Source organism: Bradyrhizobium sp. Crot121, assembly GCF_059512385.1.
Genome location: NZ_JCAMOR010000085.1, coordinates 1 through 14094, shown reverse-complemented (window position 1 = coordinate 14094; position 14094 = coordinate 1). Strand labels below are relative to the sequence as shown.

General features: G+C 60.8%; 17 protein-coding genes and 1 pseudogene. 8 read left to right on the top strand and 10 right to left on the bottom strand.

Annotated features, from left to right (window positions below; genetic code table 11):
* Positions 1-16 precede the first annotated feature (16 nt).
* The 4 genes from AC5ZGW_RS39085 (at position 17) to AC5ZGW_RS39070 (ending at position 5905) form a co-directional block, all read left to right on the top strand.
* The gene (locus tag AC5ZGW_RS39085) at positions 17-1147 is read left to right on the top strand and encodes a metallophosphoesterase family protein (RefSeq protein ID WP_496114066.1); all 1131 of its coding nucleotides are present in this window, start codon (positions 17-19) and stop codon (positions 1145-1147) included.
* Complete coding sequence (locus tag AC5ZGW_RS39080; RefSeq protein ID WP_130228301.1) at positions 1147-3825, top strand: AAA family ATPase; 2679 nt, start codon at positions 1147-1149, stop codon at positions 3823-3825. The genes AC5ZGW_RS39085 and AC5ZGW_RS39080 overlap by 1 nt, the downstream gene beginning before the upstream one ends.
* An 88-nt stretch (positions 3826-3913) precedes the next feature.
* Entirely contained in the window at positions 3914-5254 is a 1341-nt protein-coding gene (locus AC5ZGW_RS39075) for a hypothetical protein (RefSeq protein ID WP_130228302.1), read from the top strand.
* Between the two features lie 153 nt (positions 5255-5407).
* Positions 5408-5905: a hypothetical protein gene (locus tag AC5ZGW_RS39070; protein ID WP_130228303.1), complete on the top strand. Its 498-nt coding sequence runs from the start codon at positions 5408-5410 to the stop codon at positions 5903-5905.
* A gap of 47 nt (positions 5906-5952) precedes the next feature.
* Here AC5ZGW_RS39070 and AC5ZGW_RS39065 read toward each other — a convergent pair.
* From AC5ZGW_RS39065 to AC5ZGW_RS39050, 4 genes and pseudogenes are all read right to left on the bottom strand, one after another.
* Positions 5953-6123: pseudogene (locus tag AC5ZGW_RS39065) on the bottom strand (Y-family DNA polymerase); the annotation flags it as partial.
* A gap of 46 nt (positions 6124-6169) precedes the next feature.
* A complete protein-coding gene (locus AC5ZGW_RS39060; RefSeq protein ID WP_130228304.1) occupies positions 6170-6895 on the bottom strand; it encodes an SOS response-associated peptidase in 726 nt (241 codons plus the stop codon).
* Position 6896: 1 nt separating this feature from the next.
* A complete protein-coding gene (locus AC5ZGW_RS39055) occupies positions 6897-7346 on the bottom strand; it encodes a hypothetical protein (RefSeq protein WP_130228305.1) in 450 nt (149 codons plus the stop codon).
* A gap of 46 nt (positions 7347-7392) precedes the next feature.
* On the bottom strand, positions 7393-7788 hold the full coding sequence (locus AC5ZGW_RS39050; RefSeq protein WP_207231091.1) for a hypothetical protein: 396 nt from the start codon (positions 7786-7788) through the stop codon (positions 7393-7395).
* 143 nt (positions 7789-7931) lie between these two features.
* On the opposite strand from AC5ZGW_RS39050, the gene ku reads away from it, so the two are divergent.
* From ku to AC5ZGW_RS39035, 3 genes are all read left to right on the top strand, one after another.
* Positions 7932-8864 carry a non-homologous end joining protein Ku gene (gene ku, locus AC5ZGW_RS39045; RefSeq protein ID WP_130228307.1) on the top strand — a complete coding sequence of 311 codons (933 nt, stop codon included), beginning with the start codon at positions 7932-7934 and terminating at the stop codon, positions 8862-8864.
* A 288-nt stretch (positions 8865-9152) separates the two neighbouring features.
* Positions 9153-9656, top strand: coding sequence for an NUDIX hydrolase (locus tag AC5ZGW_RS39040; RefSeq protein WP_130228309.1), 504 nt, complete (start codon positions 9153-9155; stop codon positions 9654-9656).
* Positions 9653-10117, top strand: coding sequence for a metallophosphoesterase family protein (locus AC5ZGW_RS39035; RefSeq protein WP_130228310.1), 465 nt, complete (start codon positions 9653-9655; stop codon positions 10115-10117). The genes AC5ZGW_RS39040 and AC5ZGW_RS39035 overlap by 4 nt, the downstream gene beginning before the upstream one ends.
* A 186-nt stretch (positions 10118-10303) precedes the next feature.
* Here the strand turns inward: AC5ZGW_RS39035 and AC5ZGW_RS39030 are convergent, their stop codons facing one another.
* The 4 genes from AC5ZGW_RS39030 to ligD form a co-directional block, all read right to left on the bottom strand.
* The gene (locus AC5ZGW_RS39030) at positions 10304-10537 is read right to left on the bottom strand and encodes a hypothetical protein (RefSeq protein WP_130228311.1); all 234 of its coding nucleotides are present in this window, start codon (positions 10535-10537) and stop codon (positions 10304-10306) included.
* On the bottom strand, positions 10524-10712 hold the full coding sequence (locus tag AC5ZGW_RS39025) for a hypothetical protein (RefSeq protein ID WP_130228312.1): 189 nt from the start codon (positions 10710-10712) through the stop codon (positions 10524-10526). The genes AC5ZGW_RS39030 and AC5ZGW_RS39025 overlap by 14 nt, the downstream gene beginning before the upstream one ends.
* Positions 10713-10779: 67 nt before the next feature.
* Positions 10780-10944, bottom strand: coding sequence for a hypothetical protein (locus AC5ZGW_RS39020; protein WP_165435414.1), 165 nt, complete (start codon positions 10942-10944; stop codon positions 10780-10782).
* A 332-nt stretch (positions 10945-11276) separates the two neighbouring features.
* Complete coding sequence (gene ligD / locus AC5ZGW_RS39015; RefSeq protein ID WP_130228313.1) at positions 11277-12224, bottom strand: non-homologous end-joining DNA ligase; 948 nt, start codon at positions 12222-12224, stop codon at positions 11277-11279.
* A gap of 245 nt (positions 12225-12469) precedes the next feature.
* On the opposite strand from ligD, the gene AC5ZGW_RS39010 reads away from it, so the two are divergent.
* A complete protein-coding gene (locus tag AC5ZGW_RS39010) occupies positions 12470-12658 on the top strand; it encodes a DUF3606 domain-containing protein (protein ID WP_130228314.1) in 189 nt (62 codons plus the stop codon).
* A gap of 25 nt (positions 12659-12683) precedes the next feature.
* On the opposite strand, the gene AC5ZGW_RS39005 is transcribed toward AC5ZGW_RS39010, so the two are convergent.
* Positions 12684-12962, bottom strand: coding sequence for a hypothetical protein (locus AC5ZGW_RS39005; protein ID WP_130228315.1), 279 nt, complete (start codon positions 12960-12962; stop codon positions 12684-12686).
* Between the two features lie 403 nt (positions 12963-13365).
* A complete protein-coding gene (locus tag AC5ZGW_RS39000) occupies positions 13366-13566 on the bottom strand; it encodes a hypothetical protein (protein WP_165435411.1) in 201 nt (66 codons plus the stop codon).
* Positions 13567-14094 lie beyond the last annotated feature (528 nt).

Sequence of the window (14094 nt, the reverse complement as noted above, 5' to 3'; positions counted from 1 at the left end):
TGATAGGAATCACAACATGCGAATCATTCATTCGGCCGACTGGCAGATCGGCAAAGTCTTCAAGCAGTTCGGCCCCAAGGAGGAGTCGCTGCGACAGGCGCGCCTCGCCGCCATCGAACGCCTCGGCTTTCACGCCGGAGACCACGGCGTTCGGCACGTCCTAGTCGCCGGCGACGTCTACGACAGCGAGGCGCCCAGCGCTCATACGCTGCGTGCGCCGATCGAGCGCATGAAGACGTTCGTCGACATCCACTGGCACCTGCTCCCGGGCAACCACGATCCGCACCGACCGGAGGGAGTTTGGGATCGTCTCGCGCAGCTTGGACTACCCGACAATATTCACCTTCATCTTACGCCGGCGCCAGTTGCGCTCGACGACAATTCCTTCTTGCTGCCGGCGCCGTTGCGCCGCAAAAGCGAGTTCGACGACATCTCGGCATGGATGGACACGGCGGCGACGCCGCCCCACTCGGTGAGAATCGGGCTCGCACACGGATCTGTCGTCAACTTCGGGAGCGAAGGCGAGGCGTCCAATCCGATCGATCCCGCGCGTGCCGTCAAAGCCAATCTCGACTACCTCGCGCTCGGCGATTGGCATCGCACGCTCCAGGTAGGCCCTCGAGTCTGGTATGCTGGGACGCCCGAGCCCGACCGTGCGGGCAGCCAGGAGCAGGGTACGTCGCTGCTCGTAGAGATCGCCGGGCCGGGCGCGGCGCCGACGGTCACGCCACTCGTGACCGGCACTTACCGGTGGATTACACGTTCGGAACGGATCGATAGCGAAGAGGCGCTGGAGGATCTCGATCGGCGATTGCGCAACGTGCCCGATCTCTCGAGGCTGATCCTGCGCCTCAAAGTCGAAGGCAGCCTCCCGCTTGGGGTGCATGCCGCGTTTCGTCGTCGAATGGTCGATCTCGACGCTGCCCTGTTCAACCTCGACCTCGATCAAAGTTCGCTGGCCGCGCGGCCGACCCAGGCCGACCTCGAAGCGATCGATTTCGATGGCGTGTTACGCCGATCGGCCGATCGACTCAAGAAGGTCATCGACGATTCCACCGCAGCTCCCGAACTGCGCCGGCGCGCCGAGGACGCTCTCGTTGAGCTTTATGTTCGCATCGTCGGTGGTGCGAGCGAGGAGGCGGCCTGATGCTCATCAATTCGCTCAGCGTCGAGGGGATTGGCCGCTTCTCGAGTGCGGCGCGCGTGGATGGATTCGGTGCTGGTGTCAACGTTCTGGCGGCCGGCAACGAAGTCGGCAAATCCACTCTCTTCAAGGCCATCCGCTCGTGTCTGTTCCTTCGTCATGACAGCAAGACCCAGGATCTCAGGGATCTTGGCTCCGACGACAGCCAGCTACCCGCGACTGTCCAATTGGACTTTGAACACGACGGCAAGCGCTACGTGATCAAAAAGAGCTTTCTCCGATCCCCGTCGGCCGTCTTAACGGAGGACGGTCGCGAGATCGCGCGCCATGCCGAGGCCGACAAGGCCATATGGGACATTTTGGGCATGGCGCCAGGCAGTGGCCGAAGCATTGATGACGGCGCTTTCGGTCTGCTTTGGGTCGGACAGGGCGCTTCGTTCATGGCGCCGATCCCGGGGTCGGGTGCGTCCTCGCTGCTCAACGCCGCGATTGAGTCGGAGGTCGGCGCGTTGGTGGGCGGCGAACGTGCTCGGCTCGCCATCGACGAGATTAACCGCGAGCTCCGACGTAATTTGACGGACAGCGAGCGCGGTCCGCGCAACGACGGCCCGCTGGCTCGTGCGCGCGACCAACTCGAACATTGGCGCAAACTGGAAGCCGACACCCTGGCAAAGGTAAATGCGCTTGAGAAGCAGTTCGCAGAGATCACCCAGCTTCGGAGGCGGCATCGCGAGATCACCGATCCCGCTACAATGGCGCAAATGACACAGGAACTCGCCGGCGCGCGGAGCAGTTTGCGTGACGCTCAAGCGGCAGCGCTCGAGATCCGAAGTCTGGAAGCGGAAAGGCTGGCCGCTCAACGGTCACTGGAGGCGGCAGCACAGCGTCTTCGCGAGGTCCGGGATGTTGCCCTGCGCATTGACCGCAATCGTTCTCTGGAGGCCGATCTGGAAAGGAAACTTCCAGAGTTTATTGCGAAGGAGGAGGAGGCCAGAGCGGCACTCGCGCGAACCGACGAGCAGTTGGCGGCCACCGAGAGCGAAGCCAAGGAACTGGCCGTCAAAGAGCAGCAGCTTGATCGGCTCGCGACGGCCCTGGTCCGGTCGCTGGGCAGAGACGAAATAGTTCGACGCCTGGCTTCGCTCGAGCAAGCTGCGTCAAGCCTTACTGAGATCGACGCCCAGCTTTCTCTGGTCAGCATCGCACCCAAGATCGTGGAGCAACTCGACGAGCTTGACCGTCAGATAGCCTCGCTTGACGCGCAGCTATCGGCGGCTGCTGCGACATTGGCGATCGAGGTGAAACCGAAAGGCCTCGGGCAAGTGCGCATCGGTTCGCTTCAAGCTGAGGGCGATCATGCCACGGCGGTATTGGCGCCTACCAAAGTCACGGTCGGCGATCTCGCTGTTGTAACCGTTACGCCAGCCCTCCATCCTCGACACGAACAACGACAGTCGCTTGATGCACAGCGGTCCGCGATCTTGAAGGCCTCTGGCGTCGCCAGCGTCGCGGAGGCCCATGCGACCCTTACCCGCCGCCGCGATCTTGAAAACAATCGTCGCGGCGTTCTCGCCGAACTCAGGAGCCTGAAGGCCGGCGCGGATCCGTCGGCGGCCTGCGCCGCCGCGAGATCGGCGCTCGCGGAAACTCAAGCTGCCATCGATGCCGCCCTGTCGGCGACGGGCCGCGCGGCTCTACCCAGTCAAACGGAAATCGATGCCGATCGGCTCGAATCGATTCAGGCGCGCAATTTACTCGATACAAGCAGCGCCAGCCTCAATGCCGCTCGCAAAGAACAGAAAAAGGCGGTCGAGACCGCCGTCGCCCAACGGGCCGACGCATCGAGTAAGCGCGAGTCGGTCCGAAAGAGCATCATCGAAGATCTCGTGCTCTGCCCCGACGCCGATCGCTCGGCTCGCGATGCCGCTTTAGTCGCCGACGTCGCTGGCGCCGAAACTGCACTGCAGACCAAAACTGTCACGCTTGCCTCGGTCCAGCAAAGGGCTCCGGACCTCGCCGAGACCGAGCGTCGCGAACTTCGTTGCGCCCGGCTCGAGAAGGCCCTCGAGAATCAAAATGCCGAGTTGATCTCGCTCGAGCGCGACATCGGACGGCTCACCGGCCAGATTCAGGCAGCCGGCGGCGACGGCGTCGGCGAAGCCTATGCCGCGGCGCAAGAGCAGCGCCGTATGGCCGAGCGCGAATGTGAACGCGTCGATGAACGCATCGCGACGCTCCAGTTGTTGCGCGACACAGTCGGCGACTGCCTCGCGGAAGGTCGCGATCGCTATTACGAACCTGTGCGACGACATCTGCGCCCATATCTGAACGATCTCTTCCCGGGGGCCGAACTTGAGCTGGGTGAAGGGTTCGCGATAACCGGAATGAAACGAGCGCGTTCTGAGAGCTTCAAGAGGCTCTCGGGCGGCACCCAAGAGCAGATCGCAGTGCTAGTTCGTCTTGCCATGGGTACCTTACTGGCGGAGCGCGGTGGCAACGTCCCGATCATTCTCGACGATGCCCTCGTTTATTGCGACGACGAACGCATCAATATGATGTTCGATGCGCTCAGCCGAGCCGGAAGGCATCAGCAGATTATCGTGCTCACCTGTCGATTGCGCTCCTTTGCGCCGTTGGGCGGAAATATGCTGCGGGTACAGACGAATGACGACCTTCGATAGATCGACTTGTCCCGCCTGCGAGGTGCTGAAAAGAGACACGTAGTTTTAGCTTGGGTCGTTATCTCAACTCGATCAAGGAGATTCGAGGATGGATGAGTTCATGACCACGCGCCAAACACCGTCGGCTTTAGTCGATCCGCTAAGCGATGTTGGTTCTGCCGACGCTCGGTTGAGGCCGCGCTCTCGCGATTGGAAGCTCTCTTCGTTAGGGCCTCTCGGCCTTCGACGTTTATTCCGTTCCGCCCGTCCGTTGGGAATTCGAAGCCCCTTGATTGCCACCAGCGCCATTTTGCTGACCTGCTCTGCCGCGATCTGGGTGCTGCCTGGATTAGTTGATTCCTTAGAACAGCGAACCTTGCACCGCGCACCTGTGCACCCCGACCAAAGCACTGTAAGAACTCATGTGATCCCGGCACTCACGGCGCCGAAGACGCTCATCTATCGAGACCGGAACGGCACCCTGTACCGGCTGCTCGCCGATGAGACCGAGGTTGATCGTTTCGCTAATGACACGCTGATTTATCTTGACTCCGAGCGCAGCAAGATCAAGGTCGACACGCAGCGCCAGATTGATGAGCTTCTAAAAAATGCATTCTCCGATGGCGAGGCAAGCATCGCGCGCTACGCTGATTGGTATTTCCAGTGGGGACGGTCCTGGTCGATCCTCGGAGAGGAGACGGTAGGAGCCCTGAGAGGCTTGGGCGTAAACAACGTTCAAGGATTTTCGGAAGCAGCTCGAAACGCGGTGGAAAGGTATCTAGTCCGGCACTACGAGCAGTTTGTACTCAAGCCCGAATTGCGCAATCCGGTCATTGAGGCCGGCATTTCACAAATCCTCGCCCAAGCACATGCGCGCTATTTGGAGACGCTAACTACTATCGATGATCGTGCTCAACTCTTTCTGAGACAGCACACTCGACATCTCGAAGTTATCGATCCTCTCGGAAAACCGGATCTCGCGATCGATTGGGAGGCCCAGAAGTGGAAGGCCCCCCGCTATTCGGCGGATGACGAGGCATTCAAAGTGGCTTTTCGGGGAGTGGCGATTACTGGACTGATTGCCGTAACCGTAGGCCCCACGATCGAGCGCGCGATTGCTCAAAGCTTCGTGGCGGCTGCCGGCCGAGTCGTCGCAAGCCTGCAGCCCGAAATCTACGGCTTGGTTGCAGGATCGGTCGTCGAGCCTGGCATGGGAAGCCTGGGCGGGGTGCTTATTGGCGCTGGCGGCGCGCTGATATTCGACTATGCCTTCAACTGGCGGCGCGAGCGTCTTGGGCGTGCGGAGTTTGAGCAAACGAACGCCGAGGCATTGAAGGTTACCAAGGCGGAATTGTCGCGAGCGTTCCAGCGTGATCTGCTTGGCGCGGTCGATGCTTGGTTTGATGACACACAGAAGGTCGTTGCGGAACAGAAGCTTGGAAAGAGCTAATCGGATCGAGGACGGCTACGTGTCGGGCGGCGCTGGCGCGCGTCGGCTGTCGCCCTAAGTACCGCGCTCGAAGGAAACGGCCAAAAGCCGTTGTCGCGTCGATAGTGAGTAAAGTGTTGTGATGAAGTGTTGCGGCAAACGTAAAGGAACCCGATGACGGATGAGCCCATTGAGAATGAAGAGATTGACCGCTCACCGCCTATTGCGGTCTTTTTGTCCGGCGAATCCTTCTTTAAGTCCGGCCAATATTTGAGGAGCGGCGTCGAGATGGAGGAAGTGCGACTCCGCTTCAAAATGCCAATCTACTACCTCTATAGCCACGCTTTAGAACTGACGCTCAAAGCATATTTGCGCAGCAAAGGCGTGACCAGCAATCGACTCAGATCGCGCGATTTCGGTCACAAGCTGCGGGTGCTTTGGGAAGCTTGCCTGACTGAGGGCCTTCCGCACCATACCATCAACGATGCTTTTGTAGCGCAAATGATAGAAATTCTTGACCCGTTCGCCGTGGATTTTGAGTTTCGATACATACAGACTGGTTTTAAGAACCTCCCCACGTTGGGAACCGTCGAAGCAGCGGTACGCGATCTAATGGAAACGGTGCGACCCTTCTGTGAGGCAACGGTCGGCGGTTCTGTTCCGAAGGGGTGATTCCCCGCAATCGGTAAGACAAATCGTCCCGATCGAAGCTACGATATGCTCAGCGACCTCAAAGTCGGTGCTGGTGCGAACTTGCGCGCCTCATAGCTCGCAGCGGCGACGACGCCGCGCTCTTTGGATCCGCCGACGGCCATCGGCTTGCCGCGGAGATTCGGATTGTCCCGCTGCTCGACGGACGCTTAGAAGGCGTCCGTATCGGCATGGATGATATTGCGTTGGCGGGTCGAGGGCTCTGATGGTCGTCGTCCTTGTCGGTCACGCTGTCTGCCCGGCCGGATCTTCCTTGACGCCGCGGGCGACAATCCCGAGCGATCCGTCGGGAAGCGGCCGCTGCAGCTTCAAGGCCTCGTCCGGAGGAGCCATCATCCAGGCCTCGACCTCGCCCGGCGTCGTCAAGATCACGGGCATCGCCTTTGGGTGGATGGCGCCGACCTCGGCGTTCGGCTCTGTCGTCAGGAACGCGTAGAGGTCGTTGGTGGTCTCGCCTTCCTTGACCTTTCGGACGGACGTCCAATTCGTCCAGATGCCGGCGAAGCAGGCGAGGGGACGGGTCTCATCGAGCGCGAACCAGATGTCGCCGCCCTCAGCCTTGTTGAACTCGCTAAACGAGTTGAACGGCACAACACAGCGGTTTTCGACGCCGAGCCAGCGGGCCCAGTGTTTGCTCTTCACGTTGCGGATGTTGGTCGTGCCGCCGTCCGGCTCCATTCTGAGCAATTCCTTGAAATCCACTGCCTTGCCCTTGGCCTGCAGCTTTTCGGCTCGTTTCTTCGTGGCGTCCATCAGCGCTTTTGACGACGATGGCATTCCCCATCGCGCCGTGGCGAGCTCGCGGCCCTCGGCTCCGTTGCGCACGATCGGTGCCTTGTAGTCCGGAAACACTCCGGGCATCGGTGCCAGATTGCCCACGTATCGGTTTACTACGCGGAACAGCGCGCTGATAGCGGCCTGGTTTGTCGTGATCGAATACAGATTGCACATGTCAGGATTCGGTTCGAAGGTGGCGAGGCTGCCAGGTCAACTGTAGCAGAGTCGCGGATGGACGCCGGCCCGCCTTGGCGCATTTGCGGCAGCGTAGCCGGCTTGCGAGATCATGCACGAAGGTGGTCGGCGGATGTTTCATAGCCGCGAGATCCACGTCGCTCGGCGTCTTGCAGCGCGCGCACCTGATCTCCAGCCAGGGGAAGCCTCCATTCACGGCCTGATCGATGGTCGGCGACGGATCGATCGGTTCGCCGTCGCTCCACATGCGCTCATTCCAGCTTTCGCAAAGCAATCTGTCAGCTTGCTGGATCATCGCCTCGCCCTTGGCCCGCATCTCTGCTGATTGGGCGGCTAGGATGTTGGCCATCGCGCGTGCCTTGCCGAGCTCTTTCGCCAGAGCCTTGCGATCGCCGCCTGACAGGGGCGTAGGGTGATACTTCGGGGCCATCCGGACATCCAGGCGCAAAGAGATCGGATCGGCAAATCCAGAGCGACTACGGCGTCTCGAACGCTGGCCAACACCCGTCTTCTTCATGCCTGCCGGTGCGCTGCTGGCAGGTGTTGTCGAGCAGCCGCTGTGCAACGTCCTTCCAGAGTGCGTTGGCGCCATACAATCGGACCGCATCGGCGGTCTGAATTTCCACGGTCCGCTCGCAGCGCCGGCAGGAGACGCGCAGCACGTGGCGCTGGATTTCCGACAGACGTCGCTGTCGGGCCTGGGCCACGGTCGCGCCGGCGCGAGGGTCTTTGAGGACCGATTCCCAGTATTCGGCTGGGAGGGGCGCGTCTGGACCCGCAGCGGGCAGGCCTCGTCTTCGTGCGGCTTCAGCGGCCAATTTTTCCATCTGCTTCGGGGTCGGCATGCGCCAGCTCGCGGGTCGGTCGGTCATTCCGAATTAGAACATAAAGTGAACAAATGTCGAGTCCGCCCAAGCCGGTGTTTGAAAAAATCATCCTGGTGGGGAGGCCTGCCCTGTCGGAACCAAGCCGGGCCGTTCGTCTTGAATCCGGCATCAGTATGGAGTTCCCCCGCATGGCCCCGCGCGCTAACTGGAAAGGCTTCCTGCGCCTTTCCCTCGTCACCTGTCCGGTTGCGCTCTATCCGGCCACGTCGGAATCCGAGAAGGTCTCGTTCAATCAACTCAACCGGAAGACCGGCCACCGCATCAAGTACGCCAAGGTGGACGCTGATACCGGCGAGGAGGTCGACAACGAGGACATCGTCAAGGGCTACAAGGTCGACACCGACACCTTCATCGAGGTGACGAAGGAGGAGCTCGAGAACGTCGCGCTGGAATCGACGCGAACGATCGAGATTGACGAGTTCGTCGACCGTAGCGAGATCGACCCACGCTACCTGATCCGCCCCTACTACCTGACTCCAGATGGCAAAGTCGGGCACGACGCCTTCGCCGTTATCCGGGAAACCATCCGCGAAATGAACAAGGTCGCGATCGGTCGCGTGGTGCTGACCAATCGCGAGCACATCATCGCGCTGGAGCCGCTGGACAAGGGCTTGATGGGAACGCTGTTGCGCTATCCCTACGAAGTCCGTGCCGCGGATGAGTATTTCGATGACATTCAGGATGTCAAAATTACCAAGGACATGCTCGATCTTGCCAAGCACATCGTCAATCAGAAGGCGGGACATTTCGAGCCGGACAAGTTCGAAGACCAGTACGAAACCGCCCTCATCGATCTCATCAATCAGAAGCGCGCCGGCAAACCCATCACCGCGAAAGCGCGTCCCCGCGGCGAGAACGTGGTGGACCTGATGGACGCCCTGCGAAAGAGCATCGGAAGAGAGGGCGCGGCCGCGACAGAGGCACCCAAGAAATCAGGCAAAAAGCCGCGCAAGGCGGCGGCCGGGCAGAAGGAAATGCTGATGCCGATCACAGGCAAGAAGCCGGCGAAGGAGACCGCGGCGAAGAAGCCGGCGGCCAAGCCGCAGCGGAAGTCGGCTTAGGTGTCGTGAAGCATCCCGTGACGCCGGAAGGCCACTACTTCGTCGTCCGCGGCAGGCTCTGGCGAATGGCAAATCCTAATCTCCGTGAGGTCACGCGAGATCATCTCGTCGGCAGTCTAATGGCGGCCCGGCGGGTCGGTGCGCGCGCCAGGAAGGCGGCCGACCGCGAGGCCGAGGTAACGGTGCATAGGACTGTGGACGAGGCTAAGCAGGCGCTCCGCGAGCGCGGTCCGGTATGGCGGGACGACGGCTCGCCGGCTCTCCATTGCTCTGCAAAGTAGGAGCGATATGTCCGCGGTGAAAAAGACTTCCAGGAGATCGACCTTGAGCGCGGGCATTCTCGCATATCGCAAGGGCGTTCGTGGGCTCGAGGTACTGCTCGTTCATCCCGGCGGGCCGTTCTGGCGTAAGAAGGATGATGGCGCCTGGTCCATTCCAAAGGGCGAAATCGATGCCAAGGATGCTCCGGAAAACGTCGCTCGACGCGAATTTGCCGAAGAACTCGGCCCGAGCGCTTCGATTGGTCCACTCAAGGCGCTGGGGGAAGTCCGACAGCGAGGAGGGAAGCGCGTCATCGCATTCGCCGGCGAGGGCCACTTTGACCCGGCGGCGCTGACCAGCAATACCTTCGATATCGAATGGCCGCCCAGAAGCGGTCGACGGCAGAGTTTTCCCGAAGTCGACCGCGCGGAATGGTTTGATATCGGGCTCGCGCGGACCAAGATGCTGTCCGCTCAGGTTGAGTATCTCGATCGCCTTTTGGCAATCGCAGTTGAGAGCGCCGGGAAATGAGCTTCCGGATTGGAATCATTTCGGACACGCACGGTCTGTTGAGGCCCGAAGCGGAACGAGGTCTGACGGGCGTCGATCACATCATCCATGCCGGCGACATCGGGCGCCCCGAGATCGTCGACGCGCTTCGCCGCATCGCGCCCGTCACGGCCATCCGTGGAAATGTGGACACTGGCGAGTGGGCTCGCGACTACCCCGACACGAACCTTGTGCGCCTGGCGGGTAAGTCGATCTACGTTCTGCACGACTTGAAAACGATGAAGGCCGAGCGCAGCGCAGGCATCGACGTCATCGTCTCCGGGCATTCCCACGTGCCGAAGATCGACAGGGTCGGTGGCGTTCTCTATCTGAATCCCGGCAGCGCGGGACCCCGGCGTTTCAAGCTGCCGATCACGTTTGCGACGCTCGAACTCACGCCTGACGGCATGCGACCGGAAATCCACGACCTTGGAGGCGACTGAACGCACCGTCGCGGAGGGAGTTCGGCGACAATGTGCGCGAAGCCTACATAGCCGTCCCCAACACGAGGACCGGAAGCAAGAGATTCGAGACGCGGGCGATACTGATGTGGTGACAAACGCACTGCGCCAATGCGGCGGCGTCATTGTGGTCGCGACCGAAGCCAAGGTGGCCGCGAACAAGAAAGGCTAAAACGACGCCGGGATAGGAGGGCGGTGAACCGTCGCTAACGTTGTCACTTTCCGCTCCTCAGGAAACCGCTCCAGCGTCATCAACGCCAGCTCGACGAGGCGAGGCAGCGGCTCGGTCGACTTCTCCCAGTTGATGATGGTCTGGCGCGATTTGACGCCCAGCGCCATCCGCAACGTGTCTTGGGTGAATCGGTTACGGCTGCGCCATTCCGGGAGCTCAGTGCCGAGCATCGGTCGGCTCCACAGTGGTGACGGTTTCCTCGGCGGCGACATGGCCGCTCCACCAATTCAGCTTGACCTTACGAGTGCGCACGACCAGGCGGTGAAGGCCAGTAGCCATCGCCTTACGAATGACGTCCAATGTTTGGACGTCAATTTTTTGGACATTTCTTGGTGATTCGCTCATCGATACCTCTGAAACTGCAGGTGAAACGGGAATTTGGCACCATCACCATAGGGGCAGATGGTTAAATTCAACTTAAACGCCGAGGACTTAACTTCTTGCGAACATCCGGCTTCAGCCGCTTGCCTGACACGTAGGCAGCAGCAAGCTCGCCCGCGACCAAAAGGACGAGCGCTCCGAAGGTGTAGGCATCGTGAACGGTGTAAATAATTGCAGCCCAGCCGATGGTCTTCATAGGACAATCCCCACGTGCCCAGGCTTCGCCAAGGCGAGTTACGTGTTGGGATCATCCCTGTGCAATCGAGGCCCATTGCGCGTGGTGCACAGCGTGCGCACCAGGAAGATCATTCTAGAGCCGGCGGCGTGCCGGTAGCTATTGTTGGGATCGCTAGTCCCTATTCTCCCCGTATTACGATCCGAGGTGCGAGCAATCGTCGCCACCGGGCTGTGGGTCTGACTATGCTCTGATGCGGACTTCTGTGTCCGACCGATTCATGGCGGATTCGCGGCGGCTCGCGCTACGCCGACTCAATTCGTTCCTCTCGCCGGTTAGGCACGAAGGAATCGCTATTTGCGCGCACGTTCTCGTTCGCGCACGACGTCCTTCGGCCGCTTGTCGGACCTGAGCCCGAGGTAGACGGGCTGGCGCAGTTCGCCCTTGCTCGTCCACTCCGCAAATTTGACCTCGGCAACCAACGAGGGCTTGACCCAGGTCGTGGCGGCCTCGTCCTTCACCTTGGCAGGGAAGGGTGATTTAGGGGTCGTCAGCTTCACGAGCTTGGCATGGAGGTCTTCCAGGACCTTGTGGCTGAAGCCAGTGCCGACATGTCCGATATAGCGCCATGTGTCGTCTTCCTGCACGGCGAGGACCAGGGCGCCGAAGAACGGCCTTGTGCGCCTCGGCGCCGTGAAGCCCGCGATCACCACTTCCTGTCGCTTTGCCGTCTTGATCTTCAGCCAATCCGCCGTTCGGCTTCCGGACGTATAGGCGCTGTCGGCGCGCTTCGCCATGATGCCTTCCAGACCCTTCCGCTCGGCCTCGGCGAAGAATTTCGTGCCGCTCGCTTTGCGGTGACGGCTGAAGGCGATCAGCCGGTGACGCGGCAGGATCGCTTTCAGCCGCTCCTTGCGCTCGAGCAGAGGCTGTTTGCGCAGGTCCTCCGCGTTCTGAAACATGAGATCGAAGGCGCAATACAGGAGCTTCGCTTCATGACGCAGCGCGTTCTGAAGCAGCTGGAAATGGGAGACGCCGTCCTTTCCGATCGCGACGAGCTCGCCGTCGATCACGGCGTCGCCCTTCACGCCCTCCAGCGCTTTGGCGACCTCGATATAGCTGCAGCTGATGATCTTGCCGTTGCGGCTGTAGAGCGAAACCTTGCCCCGCCGGATTTCCGCGATCATCCGGAAGCCATCGTATTTGTCCTCGAAAACCCAGCCGGGGTCGTCGAACGGCGCGCCGGTGAGCGTAGCGAGCATTGGCTGTAGGCGTTTGGGCAGGGTCGACGTCCGGCTCATTCAAGGGCCAATCCTTCAGAGCGTGTTGCGTAATGCACGGACGGCACCTTATCGCTCGAGGTGGCCAGGGCCGGTTCGATGAAGCCGGGGAGAGGCGCCTTGACGCCGATAGCCGCCGGCCTCTTACGCGCGAAACGCCACTGAAAAACTCCACGCTACAGCCGATTCAAATTGGCACAGTTCGAATCGTTCCGGAACGTGCGAATCCCTGTCGTGTTGCTTCGATGTCACAACAGGAGGCACCGATGGCGGTAGCGAAGAAGAGCAAGACGGCGCGCGGACGAAAGCAGGACTGGGCGCGGGTGGCTGGCGGGCAGGACTACGAAGTGCAGTACGAGGCAAAGAAGACGCGAAAGTCGGCATCGGCGGTGAGAAAAGCCGTCAAGAAGGTCGGCAACGCGCGCAAGCGTGTGGAGAAGCGGCTGGGGCGCTGAGTCGGAGATGGGGCGGCGTCGGGGGTTAGCGCCGGTCCTCCTCGTCAGGAGGGCATTCTGGGCAGGTATCACCAATCGAGTCCAGCACGTCGCGAACCGCGGCCTCCGCTGCTTGACGGGATACGCCTTCCGGCAGGTCTCGACGGGCCATATCGAAGGCCCGCTCTCGGGCATGCGGATCGGCGCGGTCCTGCATCCAACCGTGCTCCTCGCACTCGCGGATGGCGCCGGCTTCGTTCAGCACGTTGATCGCCCAACCGCGCAGGGTGCGGATCACTGGCCGTCTCTGCTTGGTCATCAGCATTGAAAGGTTCTCCCACGCTGAGACGAATCGTTTAGTCCCGCAGACGTTCCCCATCGCTAACACGCGACTGGGATTCCGGATCGTGGGATCTCGTGGTCCTTCAAAGGCCGAATTTTCCAGCCGGCCAGGTGCCAGGGTGGGCGAGAACCGAACTGAAGAAACCGTTTTCCGATACTTCAGACGTCTTATCCGTTTTTTTGCGCGTGCGGCTGTCGCCCCACCGGGCTCTCGTGAACCGAGCCGCGGAGCGTCTCGGCCCTGCGGCTCCGATCCGTCGCGCACGAGGAGACCATGCTCCTCGCGGGGCAGAAACGAAAAACCGGACCTTTATGCAGCAGCCACCTGCACAAAGGTCCGGCCTTATCTTAGCGTGCCGCGATACCGAACGGCTGCAAAGGACGCTTCATATCCTTTGGGAGGTCTCGCTTTTCATCCGGTTGCGACCCGGAGGCGGCAATAGATCAGTAGCCGATACGACTACTTCTTTTTCTTTGAAGTCTTCTTTGCCACCTTCTTGGTAGCTGCCTTCGCGGTCTTCTTTGCCTTCTTCGCTTTCTTGGCCATGTCGTCCTCTGTAAAGAATTGACTCAGTGAACATGCCCACGCCGTGCATCGACATGCACACCAGTGAGACGATATCACAAAAGCAAAATTGATACCAAGGAGACGTGATCCGTATGAGTCGCTCGCCGGAGGCAGTCGCCCTCGGGCCCGCCGTCATTGCACGCCGGCGTCTCTATCACTGTGCTTCGGGTCGCGTGTCTTTCTTAACCGGTCTCGCGACTGCACTCGGTCCCGGGTCCCGCCGCTACGCGTCGGCGCTATGCTGACCCTCCTGCGGGTGCCTCTTTCGCCGCGTCCGCGAGTGGCCTTCGCTTTCGCTCCGCCCACAGGCCTCTCTTCCATAATTGTGAGACTCCTGTGAAAATGCCGGGCGGTTCTCGTATCATTGCCTGCATCACGTTCGCTCAGGTTTTGGCGCGTGCGGCCAGGGCCGCACCGGGCTCTCGTGAACCGAGCCGCGCAGCGCCTCGGCCTTGCGGCTTCGATCCCTCGCGCTAGGCTGTGTGGACTCTTGGGATTCTCAAATCAGACGGAACGTGATTCAAGGCTTTCTTTTAGGAGGAAGCCT

What these genes read in the sequence shown, in the direction of transcription:
- AC5ZGW_RS39040 (WP_130228309.1), top strand. Translation starts at nt 9,153, where the DNA reads ATGTCCGCGGTGAAAAAGACTTCCAGGAGATCGACCTTGAGCGCGGGC.
- AC5ZGW_RS39060 (WP_130228304.1), bottom strand. Translation starts at nt 6,895, where the DNA reads ATGTGCAATCTGTATTCGATCACGACAAACCAGGCCGCTATCAGCGCG.
- AC5ZGW_RS39025 (WP_130228312.1), bottom strand. Translation starts at nt 10,712, where the DNA reads ATGAGCGAATCACCAAGAAATGTCCAAAAAATTGACGTCCAAACATTG.
- AC5ZGW_RS39080 (WP_130228301.1), top strand. Translation starts at nt 1,147, where the DNA reads ATGCTCATCAATTCGCTCAGCGTCGAGGGGATTGGCCGCTTCTCGAGT.
- AC5ZGW_RS39020 (WP_165435414.1), bottom strand. Translation starts at nt 10,944, where the DNA reads ATGAAGACCATCGGCTGGGCTGCAATTATTTACACCGTTCACGATGCC.
- AC5ZGW_RS39085 (WP_496114066.1), top strand. Translation starts at nt 17, where the DNA reads ATGCGAATCATTCATTCGGCCGACTGGCAGATCGGCAAAGTCTTCAAG.
- AC5ZGW_RS39005 (WP_130228315.1), bottom strand. Translation starts at nt 12,962, where the DNA reads ATGCTGATGACCAAGCAGAGACGGCCAGTGATCCGCACCCTGCGCGGT.
- AC5ZGW_RS39075 (WP_130228302.1), top strand. Translation starts at nt 3,914, where the DNA reads ATGGATGAGTTCATGACCACGCGCCAAACACCGTCGGCTTTAGTCGAT.
- ku (WP_130228307.1), top strand. Translation starts at nt 7,932, where the DNA reads ATGGCCCCGCGCGCTAACTGGAAAGGCTTCCTGCGCCTTTCCCTCGTC.
- AC5ZGW_RS39055 (WP_130228305.1), bottom strand. Translation starts at nt 7,346, where the DNA reads ATGGCCCCGAAGTATCACCCTACGCCCCTGTCAGGCGGCGATCGCAAG.
- AC5ZGW_RS39035 (WP_130228310.1), top strand. Translation starts at nt 9,653, where the DNA reads ATGAGCTTCCGGATTGGAATCATTTCGGACACGCACGGTCTGTTGAGG.
- AC5ZGW_RS39030 (WP_130228311.1), bottom strand. Translation starts at nt 10,537, where the DNA reads ATGCTCGGCACTGAGCTCCCGGAATGGCGCAGCCGTAACCGATTCACC.
- AC5ZGW_RS39070 (WP_130228303.1), top strand. Translation starts at nt 5,408, where the DNA reads ATGACGGATGAGCCCATTGAGAATGAAGAGATTGACCGCTCACCGCCT.
- ligD (WP_130228313.1), bottom strand. Translation starts at nt 12,224, where the DNA reads ATGAGCCGGACGTCGACCCTGCCCAAACGCCTACAGCCAATGCTCGCT.
- AC5ZGW_RS39050 (WP_207231091.1), bottom strand. Translation starts at nt 7,788, where the DNA reads ATGACCGACCGACCCGCGAGCTGGCGCATGCCGACCCCGAAGCAGATG.
- AC5ZGW_RS39010 (WP_130228314.1), top strand. Translation starts at nt 12,470, where the DNA reads ATGGCGGTAGCGAAGAAGAGCAAGACGGCGCGCGGACGAAAGCAGGAC.